This window comes from Nocardia sp. CDC153, from assembly GCF_035818515.1.
GTDB lineage: Bacteria > Actinomycetota > Actinomycetes > Mycobacteriales > Mycobacteriaceae > Nocardia.
This window is the reverse complement of record NZ_JAYKYU010000001.1, coordinates 272,539-296,070: the sequence shown is the minus strand read 5'-3', so window position 1 is coordinate 296,070 and position 23,532 is coordinate 272,539. Positions and strand designations below refer to the sequence as shown.

Here is a 23,532-nt window from a genome sequence, read left to right as displayed (position 1 = left end):
GCCTTTCTAAGTCCGCGGGGTGAGGGCGTTGAGGACGCGGCCGATGTTCGCGAGCGCGTCGGGCGAAGTCAGCTGCCAGTGGGTGGCGGGCACGGCGTGGTTGTCGAGTTCGCCGTCGATGGCGTCGGTCCAGGCGGAGACGCCGCGGGTGCCGCTCGGATCGTCCAGTGCGGCATGGAAATACAGCAGATCGCCCTTGTATCGGCGTGGCCGGTAGGCGCCGATGAGCGGGAACGAGGCGCGGGCGCCGTCGATGATGCGGGCGATCCGTTCGGCCCCCGCCTCGGATTCGAGGTCGACCAGCCCGGCCGCCGCGCCCATGAGCTCGGCCACCGGGACCGCGGTCTCGAGATCGACCTCGCTCTCCAGCGAGCTGTCCAGCATGGCCAACAGGGCGACCTCCTGCCCCTCGTCCTGCAGTTGCACGGCCATGGCGTGCGCGAGCACACCGCCGAGCGACCAGCCGAGCAGGTGGTAGGGGCCCTCCGGCTGGACCGCGCGGATCTCGCGCACGTAGCGCGCCGCCCACTCCTCGATCGAATCCGGCAGCGGCACATCGGCGGACAGGGTCGGCGACTGCAGACCGTAGATCGGCCGGTCCTCGTCCAGGTGGGCGGCCAGGCCCGCGAAGGACCAGGACAGACCGCCGACCGGGTGGACGCAGAACAGCGGCGCGCCGGTCCCCGCGGGCCGCAACGGCAGCAGGACGGCGAACGCGGCGTCGGCGTCGATGCCGCCCGAAGCGCCCAGCGGCTCCGCCATTTCGGCCGGGCTCGGGGCCGCGAAGACCAGGACGACGGGAATCTTGCGGCCGAGCGTCTCCCCCAGCCGGGTGGCCAGGCGGACCGCGAGCAGCGAATTGCCGCCCAGCTCGAAGAAGTTGTCGTCCAGGCCGACCCGCTCGACACCCAGCACCTCGGCGAAGACCGCACACAGCGCGATCTCGACTTCGGTTGCGGGAGCCCGGTATTCGCGAGTGGCGAAGACCGGCGCGGGCAGTGCGGCGCGATCGACCTTGCCATTGGCATTGCGCGGCACCGCGTCCAGGGCCATCAGGGCCTCGGGCACCATGTAGCTGGGCAGCAGTCCGGCCAGCCGGGAGCGGATCTGCGCCGCGTCGATCGCGTCGGCGGCGTCGAAATAGCCGACCAGCCGCGCGGAATCGCCCGTGCCGTCCACCACCACGACCGCGTCGGCGACACCGGGATGCGAGCGCAGGGCGTGCTCGATCTCGGCCAGCTCGATGCGATAGCCCCGCACCTTGACCTGGAAGTCGCGGCGCTCCACGAATTCCAGGACACCGGAACCGGTTTCGTCGACCGGCCGGGTCCAGCGCACCAGATCGCCGGTGCGGTAGAGCCGAGAACCGGCCGGGCCGAACGGATCCGGGACGAAACGCTCGGCCGTCAGCTCCGGGCGAGCGTGGTAGCCGCGGGCCAGCTGCGCGCCGCCCAGGTACAGCTCGCCGGTGACACCGACCGGCACCGGCCGCAGCCGGTCGTCGAGGACGTACACCCGGGTGCCCGCCTCCGGGGTGCCGATGGGCACCACGGCCTGACGGATCGGCGCGTCGGTGCGGAATCGGGTGACCGACACCGCCGCCTCGGTCGGTCCGTACAGGTTGTCGATGCGCGCGGCGGTGACCCGGCGGGCGCGGCGCACGGTCTCGGTGGGCAGCGCCTCACCGATGACCAGCAGGCGGCGCAGGGATTCCGGCAGCCCGCCGTCGGCGACATCGACCAGCATCGCCAGCAGCGACGGCACCAGGGTCAGCGTGGTGACCGACTCCCGGCGCACCAGATCGAGCAGGCCCTCCGGATCGTGTTGCGCGCCTTCGGCGGCCAGCACCACCCGGGCCCCGGTGCGCAGCGCCCACCACAGTTCCCAGATCGAGAGGTCGAAGGCGGCGGAGGTCATCCACAGCACCGAATCGTCCTCGGACAGCCCGTATTCCGACTGCATCCAGTCCAGCTGGTGCGCGACGGCCGCGTGCGGGACGGCCACGCCCTTGGGCTTGCCGGTCGAGCCCGACGTGAAGATCACGTAGGCGGGATCGGCGGGCCGGGACGGGGCGTGGCGCTCGCTCTCGCGAATCGGGTCGCCGGGCAGGGATCGATCCTCGGCCAACGCCACATCGAGCACGGTCGTCGCCTCGGGCAGTCCGGCCGGAAGCGTCATGGGGCGGGCCGCGCTGGTCAGAATCACCGGTGGCGCGGCGGTTTCGAGGACCATGGCGGTGCGCTCGAGCGGGTGCGCGGGATCCAGCGGCACATACGCACCGCCCGCCCGCACCACGGCGTACATGGCGGTGAGCAGTTCGATACTGCGCGGAAGCGCCAGTGCCACCAGGGTTTCCGGTCCGACGCCCGCGCCGATGAGGACCCGGGCCAGCCGGTCGACGCGTTCGGCGAAGTCGCGGTAGCTCAGCGCCCGACCCTGTTCGACCACCGCGATGGCGAAGGGCGTGCGCCGCACCTGGGCGTCGAAGGCGTCCAGTAGTCCGGCCGCCGGGAATCCCGAGTCCGCGCCGTTCCAATCCCGCAGCAGCCGTGCGGATTCCGCCGTGCCGAGAATGTCCACATCCCCGATCGGGGCGTGCGGATCGGCGATGACCCCGGCCAGCAGCCGCGTGAAGCGCTCGGCGAACCCGGCCACCGTGGCCTCGTCGAACAGCGCGGTCGCGTAGGTCATGGTCGCGGTCAGGCCCGCCGGTGCGCCGTCGGCGTCGTAGCGGTCCATGACCACCAGGTGCAGATCGAATTGCGAGACGTCGGTGTCGAATTCGATGGCGCTGACCGCGAGCCCGTCCAGATCGAAGGCGGCCTGCTCCTGGTTGTGGAAGGAGAAGCCGACCTGCACCAGCGGATGCCGCGCGGTGGAGCGTTCCGGGTTGAGCACCTCGACCAGACGCTCGAAGGGCACGTCCACGTGGTCGAACGCCGCGACGTCCCCGGCCCGGACCCGCCGCAGCAGGTCGGTGAAGCCCTCGGCCGCGCCCACCTCGGTGCGCAGCACCAGGGTGTTGACGAACATGCCGACCAGGTCGTCGAGCGCGGCGTCACCGCGTCCGGCGACCGGGGTGCCGACCGCGATATCGGTCGAACCGGTCAACCGCGACAGCAGGGCCGCGAAGGCGGCGTGCACCGTCATGAACAGGGTGGCACCGCCGGTCCGGCCCAATTCGACCAGGGCCGAGTGGGTTTCGGCGTCGATGGTGAAGTCGACGCGGCGGCCGGTGGTGTCCAGCACGACCGGGCGGGGCCGGTCGGCGGGAACGGTGAGCAGCGGCGGCAGTCCGGCCAGGGTCTCGGTCCAGAAGCGCAGTTGCCGCGAAACCACCGACGCGGGATCGTCCTCGGAGCCCAGCAGCGCCCGCTGCCACACGGCGTAGTCGGCGTACTGCACGGGCAGCGGCGACCAGGCCGGGGCGACACCGGATTTGCGGGCCGCGTAGGCGGTCATGACGTCGCGGGCCAACGGGGCCAGCGAGGTGCCGTCACCCGCGATGTGGTGCATGACGACGACGAAGACGTGATCCTCGGGAGCCAGTTCGAACAGCGCCGCGCGCAGCGGCACGGTCGCGGTGACGTCGAAGCCGCGGCCGATCACCTCGAGCACGGCCGCCATGACCGTCTCCTCGGTCACCGGAATGGGTTCCAGCGCGGGCAGTTCCGTGGCCGCCGCGGCGGGCAGGATCACCTGCACCGGCCCCGACTCGGTCTCGGGGTAGACCGTCCGCAGCACCTCGTGCCGGACCACCACGTCGGCGATGGCGGCGGTCAGTGCCGCCACGTCCAGCGGGCCGGTCAGGCGGATGGGCAGCGGAATGTTGTAGGCGGTGGAGTCCGGATCCAGGCGGTTGAGGAACCACATGCGCTGCTGTGCAAGCGATACCGGCACCGGACCGTCGCCGGTGCGGGCCACCAGCGGCGGCCGCTCCCCGGTCTCGGGCTCGGCCGCGAGCGCGGCCAAGGCCAGCGCCTCGACGGTCGAATGCTCGAAGACCGTGCGCACCGGGATGCGTGCGCCGAAGGCGGCGCTCAAGCGCGCGGCCACCTGCGTGGCGGTGAGCGAATTGCCGCCCAGGCCGAAGAAGTCGTCGGCGATGCCGATCCGTTCGGTGTCCACGCCGCCCAAGACGGCGGCGAGCACCTCGACGACCGTGCGTTCGGCGTCGGTACGCGGCGCCACGAACTCGGCGGTGCGGAAGACGGGTTCCGGCAGCGCCTTTCGGTCCAACTTGCCGACCGGGGTGAGCGGAATCGAGTCGAGCACCATGATGGCGGCGGGGACCATGTAGGCGGTCAGCGATCGACGGGCGTGGGTCGCCAGTTCGTCGACGTCGATGGTGTGGCCGGGCGCGGCCACCACGTACGACACCAGCGACACCGCACCGGACTCGCCGGTGTGCCCGAGGGTGACCGCGAATTCGACGGACTCGTGGGCGGTCAGCGCCGCGTCGATCTCCCCGAGCTCGATGCGCAGGCCGCGCACCTTGACCTGGTGGTCGGCGCGGCCGACGTATTCGAGCACGCGGCGGCCGTCCGGGCGGCTCGCCCACCGCACCAGGTCGCCGGTCCGGTAGAGCCGCTCCCCCGGCGCGCCGTAGGGGTCGGCGACGAAGCGTTCGGCCGAAAGTCCGGGCCGCGCATGGTATCCGCGCGCCACGCCGGGACCGTTCAGGTACAGCTCACCGGTCACGCCCACCGGCACCGGCCGCAGCCGGGCGTCGAGCACGACCGCGGTCATGCCCGCCGTCGTCGCGCCGAGTTCGACCGGTTCGCCCGGCAGCAGCGGGGCGCTGATATTGGAGGTGATGGTGGTCTCGGTCGGGCCGTAGCCGTTGTGCACGGCGCGGCGGCCGGTGGTCCAGTGGGCCACCGTCTCCGGGCCGAACGCCTCACCGCCGATGGACAGTTCGCGGAACTCCGGCAGCCGCGCCGGGTCCAGGGTCTGCAGGACCGACGGCGTGATGAAGGCGTGGGTCACCCCTTCGGCGGCCATGAGGTCGGTGAGCTCCGCACCGCCGAACACGTCGGCCGGTGCGATCACCAGGCGCGCGCCGACCGCGGTGGCCATGAGGAATTCCAGTGGGTAGGCGTCGAAGCTGGGCGAGGACACCTGCAGCACACGGGCATCCGCGCCGACGCGGTAGCGCTGACGCTGGCTGAGCGCGACGCCCGCCACGCCGCCGTGCGAGACGACGACGCCCTTGGGCAGGCCGGTGGACCCGGAGGTGTAGATCATCCAGGCCGGATTGGCGACTCGGACGGGACGGCGCAGTTCGCCGGCCGCGATCGGCGACGAGTCGAGTTCTGCTGCAGCCGTTTGGAATTCAGGTGCGTCGAGTACCAGCCACTCGGCTGCGCCTGGCAGTCGGTCGCGACTCGCGGTGACGGTGAGTCCGAAGGTCGCGCCCGAGTCGGACAGCATGTGCTCGATGCGGTCGGCCGGGTAGTTGGGGTCCACCGGGACGAACGCCGCACCCGACTTGGCGATGGCCCACACGGCCAGCAAGGTCAGGTCGGAGCGTGGAATTGCCAGCGCGACATAGTCTTCCGCGCCGACGCCGCGATCGATGAGCACCCGGGCCAGCCGCGAGGACTCGGCGTCGAGTTCCCGATAGGTGAGCTCGCGACCCCGGTAGAGCAGCGCGATCGCATCCGGATGCCGCGCGGCGGCCTCGGCGAAGACCTCGCCGAGGGTGCGCGGAATAACCCGTTCGGTCGCGGTGCGGTCCAGCAGCACCGCCCGCTCCGACGGGGCCAGCAGCTCGATCTCGCCGATACGCACGGTGGCATCGGCGGCGACCGCGCCCAGCACCCGGCCCAGGCGGCGCAGCAGCCCGGCCGCGGTGGCCGCGTCGAAAAGGTCGGTGGCGTAGTTCAATTCGACCGCGAGGTGCCCGTCCACATCGGGCTCGTCGGAGACGGTGAACTGCAGGTCGAAGCGGGCCACCCGATGCTCGAAGTCCACCGGCTCGAGCACCAGTCCGGGCACCGCGTAGGTCTGCGAGACCAGGTTCATGTAGCTCAGGGCCACCGTGAACAGCGGATTGCGGGCCTGCGTGCGGACCACGCCGAGGGCCTCCACCACCTGGTCGAACGGGACGCTCGCGTGATCGAAGGCGGCCAGGTCGACGTCGCGGACCTGGGCCAGCAGTTCGTCGAATCGCAGATCCGCCGTGGGCCGGGTGCGCAGGGCCAGGGTGTTGACGAACATGCCGACCAGGTCGTCGAGGGCGGCGTCGCCGCGCCCGTCGAGCGGGGTGCCGATGGTGATGTCGTCGGTGCCAGACAGCCGGGCCAGCAGCACCGACAGCGCGGCGTGCCACACCATGAACGGAGTCGCGTTGTGTGCCTCCGCGATTCGCTTGACCGCCGCGGCGAGGCCGCCGTCCAGTCGCGCCTGCACCCGCTCGCCCCGGAAGGAGGCGACGGCCGGGCGCGGGCGGTCGGTGGGCAGCGGCAGCTCCTCGGGCAGGTCCGCGAGGTTCGCGGTCCAGTACGCGAGCTCGCGCTCGGCGGTCTGTTCGAGAACGGCCCGGTGCCACAGCGTGTAGTCGGCGTACTGCACCGACAGCTCCGGCCACGCCGGGGCGCTGCCCGCGGCGCGGGCCAGGTAGGCGGTGATGGTGTCACGCAGCAGCGGATCGGTCGACTGGCCGTCACCGGCGATATGGTGCAGCACCACCGCCAGCACGTGGCTGTGCGCGGATTCGCGAATCAGGGCCGCGCGCACCGGAACCGTGGTGGTGACGTCGAAGCCGCGCGAGATGAACTCCTCGAGCCAGGACAGGTCCGCCGCGTCGGCGTCGGTCCGCAGTTCGAGGTCCAGCGGGACGGTGTCGGCGGGCAGGACCAGCTGGTAGCCGACCCCGTCCGCGTCGGCCGGGTAGATGGTGCGCAGCACCTCGTGGCGGGCCACGATATCGGCGAAGGCCGCGCGCAGCACGGTGGTGTCGATCTCGCCGGTGACGCGGATGGCCGAGGGCACGTTGTAGGCTGCCGAGTCCGGGTCCAGGCGATTGAGCAGCCACATGCGAGTCTGGGCCGGGGACAGCGGGATTCGCTCCGGGCGCGGCAGGGGCCGCAGCGGCAGCCCGGGTCCGCCGCCGCCGATGCGGGTCGCCAGTTCGGCCACGGTCGGGGCCTCGAAGAGCTGACGCACGGTCAGGTCCGCCCCGAGCGCGGCATTGGCCCGCGCCACCAGGCGCATGGCCAGCAGCGAATTGCCGCCGCGCGCGAAGAAGTCGTCGTCCGCACCGACGGTGACCCCGCCGAGCAGGTCGCCGACGAGCCCGGCCAGGACGGTCTCGGTGCCGGGGCGGGGCGCGCGGTAGGCGACGGTGGCGGCGGTGAATTCGGCCGGGGGCAGGGCGTTTCGGTCGAGCTTGCCGACGCTGGTGAGCGGCATCTCGTCCAACACCACCAGGTGCGCGGGCAGCATGTACGAGGGCAGCTGGGTGCGGGCGTGCTCGAGCACGGTGTCGGCGTCGAGGCCCGCGCCGGAGACGTAGCCGACCAGGCAATCGGTTCCGACGGTGTCGCGGGCGAGCACGACCACGGCATTGGCCACCCCGGGTGCGGCCAGCAGGGCGGCCTCGATCTCCCCCAGTTCGATGCGCTGGCCGCGCAGCTTCACCTGGAAGTCGTTGCGGCCCATGTAGACCAGGTCACCGGCGCGGTTCCAGCGCACCAGGTCGCCGGTGCGATACATGCGCGCGCCCGGAATGCCGAAGGGGTCGGCCACGAACCGGTCGGCGGTGAGCCCGCCCCGGCCCTGGTAGCCGCGGGCCAGCTGCGCACCCGCCAGGTACAGCTCGCCGATGACACCCGCGGGCACCGGGCGCAGACGGGCGTCGAGCACATAGGCGCGGGTGTTCCAGTTGGGCCGGCCGATGGCGACCTCGAAATCCGGGTCGGCGTCGGAGAATTCGTGGTAGATGGTCGAGATCGCGGCCTCGGTCGGGCCGTAGGCATTGTGCACGGCACCGCCCACGAACTCCCGCAGGCGGCCGAGCAGCTCGACCGGCAGCGCCTCGCCGCCGGTGTGCAGGTGGCGGAACGAGCGCAGGGCGTCGCCGTGACCCTCGGCGATGAGGGCCGCCAGCACCGACGGCACGTGTTCGGCGATGGTGACGCCGAATTCGCGCATGAGCCCGGCCAGGTAGTCCAGGTCTTGATGGCCGCCGGGGCGCGGAATCACCAGGGGCGCACCGACCAGCGCCGGGAGGAAGCACTCCCATACCGAGACGTCGAAGGCCAGCGGGGCGCGCTGCATGATGCGGTCGGCGCGGGTGACGCCATAGCGGTGTTCGAGCCAGCGCAGCTGGTTCATGATGGCGCGGTGGCTGGTCGCCACGCCCTTGGGCAGGCCGGTGGAGCCGGAGGTGTACAGGACGTAGGCGAGATTGTCCGGGCGCAGGACCCCGCGCCGGTCGGCGTCGGTGACCGGGCCGGTCGAGAGAGCCTCCAACGCACCGGATTCCGTGAGCTCGGTGACGTCGATGACGCGCGCGCCGTCGAGTGCGGGCAGCTCCGCCCCGCCGACGGACAACACCAGCGACACCTCGGAGGTGGCGAGGATGTGCGCGATGCGGTCGGCCGGGTGGGACGGATCGACCGGCACATAGGCCGCACCGGCGGCCACCACGGCGTACAGCGCGATCACCATGTCGAACGAGCGCTGGGAGGTGACGCCGACGATGATGTCCGGGCCGACGCCCTCGGAGATCAGCAGCCGGGCAAGGCGATTCACACGCTCGGCCATGGCCGCGTAGCCGAGCCGCTGGCCCTCGAAAACCATGGCGTCCGCGTCGGGATCCTGGGCGGCCCGGGCGTCCAGCAGGTCGGCGAGCGTCTCGGCGGGTAGCGCGCGGGCGGTGGCATTGCGATCGCACAGCAGCTCACCGCGTTCGGCGCGGGACATGAGTTCCACATCCCCGGCGGCGGTGCGCGGATCGGCCAGCAAGGCGCGCAGCACGCGCTCGAAGCCGGCCTGGAAGCCGCCGACGGTGTCGGCGTCGAAAAGGTCGGTGGCATAGGTGATGTAGACGTCGATGCCCGCGGGCGCGCCCGTGGCGTCGGTGGTCTCGGCCAGGGTCCAGTCCAGATCGAACTGGGTGGCGGTGGCGTCGACCGGCAGCGCCTCGATGGCCAGGCGGTTCAGCCGGATGTTCGGCCGGGTGTGGTTCTGCAGGGTCAGCGTGACCTGGCACAGCGGTGAATGCGACTGGGAGCGCACCGGATTCACGGCCTCGACCAGCATTTCGAAGGGCACCACGGCGTGGTCGAAGGCGGTCAGATCGGTGTCGCGGACCTGCGCGAGCAGATCGTCCAGCGAGGCGTCCGGTCGCACCTCGGTGCGCAGCACCAGGGTGTTGACGAACATGCCGACCAGATCGTCGAGGGCCTCGTCACCGCGCCCGGCCACCGGCGCGCCGATGACGATGTCACCGGTGCCCGACAGCCGCGCCAGCGTGACCGCGAGCGCAGTGTGCAGCACCATGAACGGCGTCACCCGGCGCGCGGCCGCGAATTCCAGGATGGCCGCGTGCAATTCGGCGTCGAAACGAGCGCCGAGGCCCGCGCCGCGACCGCTGGCCACGGCCGGGCGGGGCCGGTCCGACGGCAGCGCCAGCACGTCCGGCACCCCGTGCAGGCGACGGGTCCAATGCGTGAGCTGGCGGGCCAGCACGGAGTCGGCGTCGGCGGCGCTGCCCAGTGCCGCGCGCTGCCAGAGTGCGAAATCGGCGTACTGCAGCCGCAGCGGCGGGAGTTTGGGGGTCTCCCCCGCGCAGCGGGCCACGTAGGCGGTGGCGATATCGCGGGTGAGCGGGCCGAAGGACCAACCGTCCGCGGCGATGTGGTGCACCACCATGACCAGCAGGTAGGTGTTCGGTTCCTCGGCCAGCTCGAGCAACCGCACCCGGAACGGCACCTCCGCGGTGACGTCGAAGGCGGTGCGCGCCACCGCTTCCACCAGGCCGGGCAGTGCGGCGGCGGAGACGCGCTCGGGCACCAGGTCGATCAGGCGGGTGCCCGCGGGCAGGATGAGCTGGCTCGCCTCACCGTCGTGCTCGGGGTAGAGGGTGCGCAGGGTCTCGTGCCGGTCCACCACATCGGCGACGGCGGCCTGCAGGGCCTCGAGATTCAGCGCACCGGTCAGCCGCAGCGCGAACGGGATGGTGTAGCCGTCGCGAATGTCGAAGCGGTTGAGGAACCACATGCGCTGCTGTGCGATGGACAGCGGAATACGGTCGCCGCGCTCCTGCACCGAGATCGGCGGCAGCTCGACCACGGATTCGGCGTCGGCCGCGAAGATGCGGGCCGCCAGGCCCGCCACGGTGGCGTCGTCGAACACCGCGCGCAGCGGCAGCCGCACGCCCGCGACCTGGCCCAGGCGCGCCACCAGTTGGGTGGCGATGAGCGAATTGCCGCCGAGGGCGAAGAAGTCGTCGTCGGCCCCGACCCGTTCGACGCCGAGCAGGGACGCGAAGACGTCCGCGACGATCCGCTCCTCGGGTCCGGTGGGCGCGCGCAGGGCGGTGGCGGCGGAGGGCGCGGGCAGCGCGGCACGGTCGAGCTTGCCGGAGGCATTGAGCGGCAGCGCATCCAGCCACACGTAGACCGCGGGCACCATGTAGGCCGGAATGCGCTGGGCCAGGGCGGTTTTCACGGCGCTGACCGACGGCTCCGCACCGAGGGCGGGAACCAGGTAGGCGACCAGCTGCGGATTGGCGCCGCGCACCAGGACGGCTGCCGCGGCGATGGAATCCAGTGCCGTGAGCGCGGATTCGATCTCGCCGAGTTCGATGCGCAGGCCGCGCAGCTTCACCTGGAAGTCGGTGCGGCCCAGGTATTCCAGTTCGCCGTCCCGGTTCCACTTGACGAGGTCGCCGGTGCGGTACATGCGCTCGGAAGTCCCGAAGGGATTGGCCACGAAGCGGTCCGCCGTGAGGTCCGGGCGGGCCACGTACCCGGTGGCGAGCTGGTCGCCCGCCAGATACAGCTCGCCCGCGACACCGGCCGGGACCGGACGCAGCTGCGAATCCAGCACGTACAGCCGGGTATTGAAGACCGGGCGGCCGATCGGCACCGTGTCGACATCGGCATCGGTGACCTCGTGATAGGTCACGTCCACGGCGGCCTCGGTGGGGCCGTACAGGTTGTGCAGCTCGGCGCCGGTCAGCTCGCGCAGGCGGTGCGCGTGGCGCGGCGACAGCGCCTCACCGGACGCGAAGACCTTGCGCAGGCCGGTGCAGCGCGCGGCGGCCGCTCCACCGGATTCCTGGCCATCCAGGGTGGCGACGAACACCGCGAGCATGGATGGCACGAAGTGGGTGACCGTAACGCCTTCGCGAACGATGAGTTCCGCGAGCGTCGCCGGATCGCGGTGGGCGTCCGGGCGGGCCACGACCAGGCGCGCGCCGATCAGCAACGGCCAGAAGAACTCCCACACCGACACGTCGAAGGTGGCCGGGGTCTTCTGCAGCACGCGGTCGTCGGCGGCCAGCCGGTATTCGGACTGCATCCAGACGAGGCGGTTGACGATGGCCGAGTGCGGCACCGCCACGCCCTTGGGTCGACCGGTGGAGCCCGAGGTGAAGATCACGTACGCGTAGTTCGATTCGCGCAGCGGCGCCAGACGATCCGCGTCGGTCAGCACGTCGTCGGAGTAGGCCGACAGGTCCAGCAGATCGATCCGCACCTGGGCGGTGTCGACGAGCAGGTCCTCACCGGAGGTCAGCACGGTCACCGGATCGGCCGTCGCCAGAATGTATTCGGTGCGCTCGGCCGGATGGTCCGGATCGAGCGGAACGTAGGCGGCACCGACGGTGAGCACCGCGTACATGCCGACGACCAGGTCGAGCGAGCGTCGCATGCCCAGGGCCACCAGGTCGCCCGGTCCGACGCCCTCGGCGATCAGCCAGCGCGCGAGTCGCCGGACCCGACCGGCGAATTCGGCGTAGTACAGGCTCGAGCCCTCGTAGGTGATCGCGGTCGCGCCGGGGGTGCGCTCGGCCTGTGCCTCGAACAGCGACACCAGGGTCGAGCCGCTGTTCAGCTCGACACCGGTCTCGTTCCACTCGTGCAGGATTCGGGCGCGCTCGTCGGCGTCGAGCAGGTCCAGATCGCCGACCCTGGTGGTCGGGTCGGCGGCCATGGCGGCCAGCACCCGGCCCAGGCGGTCGCCGAGCGCGGCGGCGGTGGCGGCGTCGAACAGGTCGGTCGCGTAGCGCAGGGCGCCGGTGAGTCCGGCGTCCGCGCCCTGGTCGCCGACGACCAGGTGCAGATCGAATTTCACGGTGGGGTCGTCGATCTCGACCGGGCGCACCGTCAGACCGGGCAGCGCGAAGGAGTCGGCGTCGCCCATGCGGACGGCGTCGGTGAAGGTGAGCATGACCTGGGCGAGCGGGGCCGCGCCGGTGGTGCGATCCACGGCCAGCGCGTCGACGACGCGCTCGAACGGCAGCTCGGCGTGGGCGAAGGCCGCCAGGTCGGCGGCGCGGACCCGGGCCAGCAGATCGGCGAAGGACAGTTCGCAGTCCACGTGGGTGCGCAGCACCAGGGTATTGACGAACATGCCGATCAGGGCGTCGAGTTCGCGTTCGCCGCGCCCGCCGATCGGGGAGGCGACCGCGATATCGGCCGTGCCGCTGCTGCGTGCCAGCAGCGCTGCGAAGGCCGCGTGCACGACCATGAACATGGTGACGCCGTGGGCGCGGGCCAGTTCCCGGAGCCCGGTGGCGACCGCCGGATCCACCGAGAAGGGCACGGACGCACCGGCATTGGTAGGCAGCGCGGGGCGGGAACGGTCGGTGGGCAGGGACAACTGCGGCGGCAGGCCCGCCAGCGTTTCGCGCCAGAACCGGAGCTGCTCGTGCGCCAGGCTGCCCGGCTCGCGGTCGTCGCCGAGCAGTTCGTGCTGCCAGAGGCTGTAGTCGGCGTACTGGACGGGGAGCGGTTCCCAGTCGGGTTCGACGCCCGCGATGCGGGCGGTGTAGGCCCGCATCAGGTCGGCGATCAGCGGCGGCAGGGACAGGGCGTCGGCGGCGATGTGGTGCACGACCACGGCCAGCACATATTCGGTGGCGTCGGTGCGCTCGTCGTCGATGACGAAAAGGCCGATGCGGGAGGGCAGTTCGCGGCTCACGTCGAACCCCGCAGCGGCGAAAGCGGCGATCGTGCCCATGATGTCGGACGGCGCGACCGGGACCGGGCCGAGGCTCAGACCGATGTCGGCGACATCCAGAATGTCCTGGTAGGGGCCGGATTCGGAATCCGGGTAGGTGGTGCGCAGGGATTCGTGGCGGGCCAGTACGTCCAGGGCCGCCTGCTCGAGCGCGGCGATGTCCGGGGAGCCGGTGAGCCGCAGGATGATCGGCAGGTTGTAGACGCTGCGCTCCCCCTCCTCGACCTCCATGCGGTTGAGGAACCACAGGCGCTGCTGGGCGGGTGAGAGCGGAATGCGTTGCGGGCGCGGTCGCGCGACCAGGGCGGGTCGGGCCGCGTCGGGATTGGTGGCGACCAGGACGGCGGCCAGGCCCTCGACGGTGGAGGCCTCGAAGAGCACGCGGACCGGGACTCGCGTACCGAGTTCCGCGCCCAGGCGCGCGGTGACCCCGGCGGCGTCGAGCGAGCTGCCGCCGAGGGCGAAGAAGTCGTCGTCCAGGCCGACCCGCTCGACCTTCAGCACCTCGGCGAACACCGCCGCGACCAGGCGCTGGGCGGCATCTACGGGGGCACGGAAAGCCTTGGCGCGCAATTCCGGAACGGGCAGCGCCTTGCGGTCGAGCTTGCCGCTGGAGTTGAGCGGCAGCTCGGGCAGGACCACGATGGCGGTCGGCACCATGTACGACGGCAGCACCCGGGTCAGGCTCTCGCGCAGGGTGTCGATGTCGACCTCGGCGCCGGGGGCCGCGACGACATAGCCCGCCAGGTAGTCACCGGTGTCGGCGGTGATGAGCCGCACCGCCGCCTGCGCGACCTCGGGGGCCAGCAGCAGCGCGCTCTCGATCTCGGCCAGTTCGATGCGCTGGCCGCGGAATTTGATCTGGAAGTCGAGGCGCTCGAGGTAGACCAGCTCGCCGTCCTCGGTCCACTTGACCAGGTCGCCGGTGCGGTACATGCGTTCGCCGGGCCGCCCGAAGGGGTTGGCCACGAAGCGATCCGAGGTGAGATCGACGCGGCCGTGATAGCCGCGCGCCAACTGGACACCGGCCAGATACAGTTCGCCGGGCACCCCGATGGCCACCGGGTGCAGGCGCGAATCCAGCACGAACACCTGGGAATTCCACTCCGGCTCACCGATCGGGACGGTGAGGGCATCGGAGCGGTGCGCCTCGCGGAAGGTGATGGACACCGCGGCCTCGGTGGGACCGTACAGATTGTGCACACCCGCGTCGCTGACCGTCCAGAAGGCGGCGACCGTCTCCGGCGGCAGCGCCTCGCCGATGACGAAAACATCACGCAGCGAATCGAGTTCGCCCGCCCGGGCGTGGGCGGCGAAGACCGCGAGCATGGACGGCACGAAGTCGGTGAGCGTGACACCGTGCGCGGCAATGGTTTCGGCGAGGTAGCGGGGATCGCGGTGGCCGTCGGGGGTGGCGACCACCAGGGTCGCGCCCGCGCGCAGCGGCAGGAAGTAGCCCCACAGCGAGACGTCGAAGGTGGTGGCGGTCTTCTGCAGGTACACATCCCGGCCCTGCACGCCGTATTCGGCCTGCATCCAGGCCAATTGGTTGGCGATGGCGCGATGGGTGACCGCCACGCCCTTCGGCTGGCCGGTGGAGCCCGAGGTGAACAGGACGTAGGCCGGGTGGTCCGGGTGCAGGATCGCGCGCCGCTCGCGATCGCCGATCTTGCCCGCCGCATGGTCGGCGAGATCCAGCTCGTCGAGGTGATGCACCGGCACATCGACGGATTCGGGGAGGACGAAGCCGTCGCGGCGGGTGGTGAGCACGGCGTGCGGGTTGGCCGTCGCGAGAATGTGGCCGACCCGTTCGATCGGGTGCGCCGGATCCACCGGCACGTACGCGCCGCCCGCGCGCAGCACCGCGTACATGGCGACCACCAGCTCCACCGAGCGGGCCATGGCCAACACCACCAGCGATTCCGGGCCCACCCCGCCGGCGATGAGGTGCCGGGCCAGCCGGTTGGCCCGCTCGGAGAGCTCGGCGTAGGTGAGTTCGGTGTCGCCGAAGACCAGGGCGCGGGCCGTGGGGGTGCGCGCGACCTGGGCGTCGAAGCCCTGGTGCAGGAACAGGTCCGGGACGCGGGCCCCGGTGGCGTTCCAGCTCGAGGTCACATAGTCGTGCTCCCCGGCGTCGAGGAGTTCGATATCGCCGACGGCCACCGTGGCGTCGGCGGTGGCGGCGGTGAGCACGCGGGTGAACTTGGCGGCGAACTCGCGCACCGTGTGCTCGTCGAAAAGGTCGGTGGCGTAGGTGTATTCGACGCGGTAGCGGTCCTCGTCGCCGACCACGGTCAGCTGCAGGTCGAATTTGGCGATGCCGGGATCGAAGTCGAGCTGCTCGGCGCTCAGGCCCGGCAGCGCGGCGGAGAGCTCGCCCAGATTCTGCATGAACAGCGCCACCTGGAACAGCGGGTGCCGGTTGCGGGCGCGCGGCGGATTGAGGACCTCGACGAGTCGCTCGAAGGGCACGTCGCGGTGGGCGAAGGCGCGCAGATCGCGGTCTCGCACATGGGAGATCAGCCGGGCGAAGGAGTCCGCGCCCTTGACCTCGGCGCGCAGCACCAGCGTGTTGACGAACATGCCGACCAGGTCGTCCAGGGCCTGGTCACCGCGTCCGGCCGCGGGGGTGCCGATGGCGATGTCGCCGGTGCCCGACAGTCGGGCCAGCACGGTGGCCAGCGCGGCGTGCAGCACCATGAACGGGGTGGCGCGGTGCTCGGCCGCGACCCGGTCCACGGCGGCCCGCAGCTGCGCGTCCAGCACGGTCTCGAAGGTCGCGCCCCGGAAGGTGGAGGCCGCGGGGCGCGGGCGGTCGGCGGGCAGGTCCAGCTGCGCCGGAAGATCGGCGAGTTCGTCCGCCCAGAAGGCGATCTGGCGGGCGGACACCGATTCCGGATCGGATTCGTCGCCCATCCAGGCGCGCTGCCACAGCGTGTAGTCGGCGTACTGCACGGCCAGCGGCTCGTACTGCGGGCGCTGCCCCGACTGCCGCGCCAGGTACGCCATGACCAGGTCGCGCACCAGCGGCGCGACGGACGCGCCGTCGGCGGCGATGTGGTGGGCCACCACCACCAGGGTGTGGTCGTCGGGGCCCGACCGCAGCAGCCGGGCGCGCAGCGGCACCTCGGCGGTCACGTCGAATCCCTGTGCGGCCAGGGCGAGTACGGTCGCGCGCAGCTGCTCCTCGGGCACCTCGCGCGGGGACAGGTCCACCGCGGCGGCGGGCAGCACCACCTGGGCGGGGCCCGCCTCGGTGGCCGGGTAGTAGGTGCGCAGCGATTCGTGGCGTTCGATCACGTCGGCGAAGGCGGCGCCCAGTGCGTCGGTGTCCAGCTCGCCGCGCAGACGCAGCGCGAAGGGCATGTTGTCCACGGCCGACGGATCGAATTCGTCGGCGGCCGGGTCGTATTCGCTGCGCGCGTAGTGGTTGAGGAACCACATGCGCTGCTGGGCGGGCGAGAGCGGAATGTGGTCCGGGCGCGGTCCCGCGGTCAGCGGCGGTCGAACGGCCGGGCCACCGGCGTCACCGAGCGCCGCCAGCGCGGACACGGTCGGGCGTTCGAAGAAGTCGCGCACGTCCACGCTCACCCCGAGGGTCTCCCGAATGCGGGCGATGGCGCGGGTGGCGATGAGCGAATTGCCCCCGAGACCGAAGAAGTCGTCGTCCGCGCCGACCACGGTCAGGTCGAGCAGATCGGCGAAGATGGCCGCCACCGCCTCCTCGGCGGGGGTGGCGGGCGCCCGGTAGGCGGCGGTGGTGTCGGCGAACACCGGTTCGGGCAATGCCTGCCGGTCCACCTTGCCGTTCACGTTGAGCGGCAGTTCGGCCATGGGCACCAGCAGCGACGGCACCATGTACTCGGGCACGTGCGAGCGGACTGTGGAAAGCACGGCGGCACTGTCGATCTCGTAACCGTCGGCGGGCACCACGTAGCCGACCAGCGCCTGCTCGCCGTTCGGGCGGGTGTGCATGAGCACCACGGCCTGCGCGACCGCGCTCTCGCGGCGCAGCGCCGACTCCACCTCGCCGAGTTCGATGCGCAGGCCGCGCATCTTGACCTGGAAGTCGCTGCGGCCCACGTACTCCAGTTCGTCCGGCCCGCCGTCGATCGACACCCAGCGCACCAGATCGCCGGTGCGGTACATGCGATCGCCGGACGGGCCCTCCGGATTGGCCACGAAGCGTTCGGCGGTGAGCGCCGCGCGGCCCAGGTAGCCGCGGGCCAATTGCGGTCCGGCCACGTACAGTTCGCCGACCACGCCGACCGGGACCGGACGCAGATCCTCGTCGAGCACCAGCAGGTCGACGTCGTCGCCCGGGCTGCCGATCGGAATGGAGTCGATATCGGCGGCGGTCACCTCGTGGGCGGTGGCCAGCACGGTGGACTCGGTGGGGCCGTACACGTCGAACAGGGTGGCGCCGCTGACGCTGCGGAAGTCAGCGGCGATGCTCACGGGCACGGTCTCGCCGCCGGTCAGCAGATAGCGCAGTGAGTCGGGCATGTCCTCCCCGCTGCGCATCACCTCCGCCAAGAGCGCCGACAACATCTGGGTGACGAAAAACGTGGTGGTGACCTGCGATTCGCGAATCAGACGGAGCAGGTACGCGGGATCGAGGTGGCCCTGCGGGGTGGCGAGCACCACGCGCGCGCCATTCTGCAACGGCCAGAAGATCTCCCACACCGAGGCGTCGAAGGTGGTGCTGGTCTTGAACAGGGTGGCGTCCTGCTCGGTGAGCCGGAATTGCCGCTGCTGCCAGCGCAGGAAGGTGATGACCGCGCGGTGCGGGATGGCCACGCCCTTGGGGCGGCCGGTGGAGCCGGAGGTGAAGATGACGTAGGCGAGATTGTCCGGACCCGGCTGCGGCAGTTCCGGATCGTCGGCCGGGGACAGCACCCGTTCGCCGGAGATGCCGAGTTCCTTTGCCGTGGCCTCGAATTCGTCGATGCGCAGCACCGGGCACGCGGCCTCGAACCCCGGCTGGTCGGCCGTGGTGGTGAGCACCACCGCGGGCTGGGCCACCTCGAGCACATAGGAGATGCGCTCGGCGGGGTGATCGGGGTCGATGGGGACGTACGCGCCGCCCGCCTCGAGGATGGCGTACATGCCGACCAGCAGTTCGAAGGAGCGTCGCACCGCCAGACCCACCAGTACATCCGGGCCGACGCCCAGGCCGCGCAGGTGGCGTGCGAGAACCGTGACACGCGTGGCGAATTCGGCGTAGGTGAGGGTTTCGCCCTCGTACTCGAGGGCCGTCGCGTCGGGGGTACGCTGCACCTGCTCGCGGAACAGGGTGCTCAGGGTCTCGACCGGGGCCAGCTTCGGGTCGAGCACATCCGAGGCGGCCAGGACGGCGTCGTCGACCAGCGCCTCCAGGGTGGCGGTCAGCCCGCCCTCCTCGTTGAGGAGTCCGGGCAGCTGACCCGACACCACCACCTGCATGAGCGCCTCGGGCTCGAGCGCGCCGCCCATGGCCTCGCCCAGCATGGCGATCTCGGTGGCGAGGGCGCCGTAGGCGACGGTGTCCCCGCCGTAGCGTAGGGCGGTGCGATCGGGTTCCAGGTCGGCGACCACGGCGATCAGGCAGGGTAGGTCGCCCACGCCGTAGGCGCGGCGCAGGGCCGTGACCCGGCCGGTTCGGCTGGTGGTGATGGACTCTGCGTAGTGCATCAGAGGCTTCCTTCCGACGTGCTTTCCGAGCGGAGGACCAGCGCCTGCGCGGCCGCGGTGAGCGTGCTCAGGGTTTGGTGGAGTCCGGCCGCGCCGAGGGCGGCCAGAATGCCGGGCACCAGTCCGGCGAGTGCCACGTTCACCAGCGCCTCCGGCTTCGCGGCGGCGCCCAGGGCGCGGGCGGTGGCGGCGATCTTCTCGGCGAGATCCCCGAACGTCACGGTGTGGTCGCCGTGGACGAGCGCGACCGACGCGGGGTCGGCCGCCGCCGCGGCGGCGATGAGCGCGGGCAGGTCGGCCGCGGGCGCGGCCTGCCGCGGCGCAGCGGATTCCGTCTTGGCCGCACCGGTGCCGGGGCGGCGGGTGCGCTCGGCCTCGGTGCGAATGTCGATGGCGCGCACCGGGGCCTGCGGATCGGCGACCACGGCGCGCAGGACCAGCAGCAGCCGCTGGGCCAGCAGGCGCACCGACTCGGCGCCGAAAATGTCGGTGGCGTAATCGAATCGCATGGCCAGACCGGTCAGGAGGCCGGTCGCGTCACGCTGTTCGATGGCGGTGAGCTGCAGGTCGAATTTGGCCTCGACCAGTCCGGGCTCGACGGCCTCGACCGTCAGGCCGGGCAGTTCGACCGCGCCCGCCGCCATGTTCTGGAAGGCGAAGGCCACCTGGAACAGCGGGTTGATCGCCGCCGAGCGGGACCGGCCGGTGGCGGCCAGCACCGCCTCGGCCACCCGCTCGAACGGCACGTCGCCATGGTCGAAGGCGGCCAGATCCCGGTCGCGCACCTGCCGCAGCAGGTCGGTGAAGGCCAGCTTGCCGTCCACCTCGGTACGCAGCACGACGGTATTGACGAACATGCCGATGAGCTCGTCCAGCGCGCGCTCGCCGCGACCGGCGACGGGGACGCCGATCGAGATGTCGCGCTGGCCCGACAGTTTCGATAACAGCACCGCGAAGGCGGCGTGCACGACGGCGAACAGGGTGGCACCCCGCGCAGTGGCCAGGGCCGAAAGGGCCTCGATCAGTTCCGTGTCGACGGCGAATTCGACGGTGTCGCCCAGCATTTCGCGTCGAGCGGGCCGGGGTCGGTCGGTGGGCAGCGCCAATTGCTCCGGCGCGGAGGACAGTTCGTCCACCCAGAAGGCCAGCTGCCGCGACAGCAGGCTCTCCGGGTCGGCGTCCGAGCCGAGGACACTGCGCTGCCAGGCGGCGTAGTCGCCGTACTGGATCTCGAGCGGAGCCCAGGCGGGCGCGGCACCGGCCAGCCGGGAGGTGTAGGCCAGCATGAGATCCCGGGTCATGGGCAGCGCCGAGTAGCCGTCGGTGCTGATGTGGTGCAGCACCACGAGCAGCACATGCTCGGACGGCGACAGCGCGAACAGGTGCGCGCGAACAGGTGGCGCGGCGGTGACGTCGAAGCCGACGGTGGCGGCCGCGAGCAGGCGTGCCCCGAGTTCGCTCTCGGACACCGGGATCGGGGTGAGCTCGCCGTCGAGGTCGCCGAGTTCCAGCACCACCTGCACGGGCTCGCCGTCCACCTCGGGGTAGCGGGTGCGCAGAATCTCGTGGCGCTCCAGCAGATCTCGCAGGGCGGCGGTGAGCGCGGTCCGGTCCAGCTCGCCGGTGAGCCGGACGGCGGCGGGCACGTTGTAGGCCCCCGACTCCGGGTGCAGGCGGTTGAGCACCCACATGCGCTGCTGGGCCAGCGAGAGCGGGGCCGGGCCCGACTCGGTGCGGCGGGTCAGGGCGGGGCGGGCGCCGGCCGGCTCGGCGGCGGCGATCCATTCCGCCAGCCCGCCCACGGTCGGGGCCTCGAACAGGGCCGAAACCGGCACGCGCACACCGAGGTCCGCGCCGAGCCGGGCGGCCAGGCGGGTCGCCATGAGCGAATTGCCGCCCAGGGCGAAGAAGTCGGCGTCCAGGCCGACGGTCGCCGGGTCCGCGCCCACGATCTCGGCGAAGACGGCCGCCACGGCCCGCTCCAGCGGGGCCACCGGCTCGCGGTAGGCCGCCACGGTGAAGACCGGTTCGGGCAGCCGGGCCCGATCGACCTTGCCATTGGCATTGAGCGGCAGGGCCTCCAGCACCACGAGCGCGGCCGGGACCATGTACTTCGGCAGCTCGGCGGCCAGTGCGGCGCGCAGCGCGGCCGACACCTCCGCGCGGCGCTCCTCGGCGGTACCGGGGACCGCGGCGTAGGCGACCAGCCGGTCCCCCGCGCCCTCGGTGGCCCGGGCCACGGCGACCGCCGCGCTCACGCCGGGCTGCCGGCGCAGGGCCGCCTCCACCTCGCCGAGCTCGATGCGGAAGCCGCCGATCTTGACCTGGAAGTCGGCGCGTTCCACGTATTCGAGCGCGCCGTCGGCCCGCCACCGGACGATATCGCCGGTGCGGTACATGCGGCCGCCCGCAATGGGATCGGCCACGAACCGGTCGGCGGTCAGGGCCGGACGGCCGTGGTAGCCGCGCGCCAGCTGCGCACCGGACAGGTACAGCTCGCCGGGCACGCCGATCGGAACCGGCTGCAGGCGGGCGTCGAGCACGTAGACGCGGCTGTTCCAGGCGGGCGAGCCGATCGGCACCGCGTGGCGATGGCGTTCGCGCACCTCGTACGCGGTGATCGACACCGCGGCCTCGGTCGGGCCGTAGAGGTTGAAAAGCCGTGCGGCCGATCCCTTCTCGGCGTGCCGGTCGAGGAACTCGGTGGCGGTGGCGGCGGGCAGCGCCTCGCCGATGGCCAGCACGGTGCGCACCGTCGCGGGCAGCGGACCGCCCGCCAGCAGCATGCCCAGCAGCGACGGCACCGGGTGCAGGACCGTGACCCCGTGGGTCTCGATCAGAGCGCGCAGGCGGTCCGGATCGCGTTCGTCGCCCGGGGCCGACACCAGCAGGCTGCCGCCGGTGGTGAGGGCCGACCAGAATTCCCACACCGACAGGTCGAAGGTGGCGGGGGTCTTGAGCAGCGCGCGGTCGGTCGCACCCAGGTCGAAGGTGGCCTGCAGCCAGTACAACTGGTTGACGATGGCCGCGTGCGGCACCGCCACGCCCTTGGGCAGGCCGGTCGAGCCGGAGGTGAAGATGACGTAGGCCGGGTGCTGCTCGCGCAGCGGGCGCACCCGCTCGCGGTCGGTGATCGGGCCCGAGGGCAGGCCGCCGAGGTCGAGTCGGTCCACCTCGAGCACCGGCACCTGCGCGGTGAACGGCACACCGTCGGCGGCGGTGGTGAGAATCACTGCCGGAGCGGCGGTTTCGACAATGTAGGCGATGCGTTCGGCCGGATGGTCCGGGTCGATGGGCACGTACGCGCCGCCCGCCTTGACCACCGCGTACATGGCCACCACCAGGTCGATGCCGCGGCGCATGGCCAGCACCACACCGGTCTCGGGTCCGACCCCGTACCCGATGAGCGCGCGGGCCAGGCGATTGACCCGGGCGTCGAATTCGGCGTAGCCGAGCGTGGTCTCGCCGTCGAGCACCGCGACGGCGTTCGGCGCGAGCGCCACCTGGGTGTCGACCAGATCGGCCAGGGTGGCCGGGGCGAGCTGGCGGGCCGTGGCGTTCCAGTCGTGCAGCACCCGCTGCCGCAGGCCCGCGCCCAGCAGATCGATATCGCCGATGGCCAGGTGCGGCTGCGCGGCGACGATTTCCAGCACCCGGGCCAGTGCGGCCAGGACCCGCTGCGCGGTGGCGTCGGTGAACAGGTCGGTGGCGTAGCCCAGGGTGAGGTCCACCCCGGCGGGCGCGCCGGACCCGGCGTAGTGGTCGACCGCGAACAGGTGCAGGTCGAATTGCGCCACGTGGGTGTCGAATTCGATCTCGGCCACGGTCAGACCGGGCAGGGCCAGCTCGGCGCGCTCCACGTTCTGGAAGGACAGCCCCACCTGCATGAGCGGGTGGCGGGCGGTCGAGCGCACCGGGTTCAGGACCTCCACCAGCCGCTCGAACGGCACGTCGGCGTTCGAGAAGGCCGCGATGTCACCGGACCGCACCCGTCCCAACAGAGCCGAGAAGGATTCCGCGGCATCGGTTCTGGTGCGCAACACCAGGGTGTTGACGAACATGCCGATCACATCGTCGAGGGCGCGGTCGCCGCGGCCCGCGATCGGGGTGCCGACGGCGATGTCGTCGGTGCCCGACAGCCGCGCCAGCAGGGCGGTGAAGGCGGCGTGCACGACCATGAACAGGGTCGCGCCGTGCGCGCGGCCCAACTCGGTGAGGCGGGCGTGGAGTTCGGCGTCGAGCGGGAGCCGAATGTAGTTGCCGTGCAGGCTCTGTCGGGCCGGGCGCGGATGGTCGGTGGGCAGGTCCAGCTGGTCGGGCAGTCCGGCCAGGGTGGTGCGCCAGTAGTCGAGCTGGGTGGCGGCCACCGAGTCGGCGTCGTCCTCCGAGCCGAGCAGCGCGTGCTGCCACAGCGCGTAGTCGGCGTACTGCACGCTCAGCGGCTGCCACGCGGGCGCGGCGCCCGCCAGCCGCGCGTGGTAGGCCAGCATGAGATCGCGGACCAGCGGGACCACCGAGGAGCCGTCGGCCGAAATATGGTGCAGCACACCGGCGAGCACGTGATCACCGGTGGGGACGCCGTCGGCGTCGACCACGCGCAGCAGCTCCACCCGCAGCGGCACCTCGGCGGTGACGTCGAAGGTGGTGGTGAGGATCTCGCGC

At 71.8% G+C, this 23,532-nt stretch carries 2 protein-coding genes (1 of these 2 only partly in view); both read right to left on the bottom strand.

The genetic code is table 11. The annotated features are described in order from the left end of the window. Window positions 1-6: 6 nt before the first annotated feature. A complete protein-coding gene (locus tag VMT65_RS01350) occupies window positions 7-18,870 on the bottom strand; it encodes a non-ribosomal peptide synthase/polyketide synthase (RefSeq protein WP_326306054.1) in 18,864 nt (6,287 codons plus the stop codon). Further along, a protein-coding gene (locus VMT65_RS01345) for a non-ribosomal peptide synthase/polyketide synthase (RefSeq protein WP_326306053.1) crosses the window boundary here: on the bottom strand, window positions 18,870-23,532 show its 3' portion. It continues 13,220 nt past the right edge of the window; 4,663 of the gene's 17,883 nt are visible here — the last part of the coding sequence; the start codon falls outside the window, past its right edge; it ends in the stop codon at window positions 18,870-18,872. The genes VMT65_RS01350 and VMT65_RS01345 overlap by 1 nt, the downstream gene beginning before the upstream one ends.

Coding starts and splice junctions, on each gene's coding strand:
- VMT65_RS01350 (WP_326306054.1), bottom strand. CDS start 18,870: ATGCACTACGCAGAGTCCATCACCACCAGCCGAACCGGCCGGGTCACG.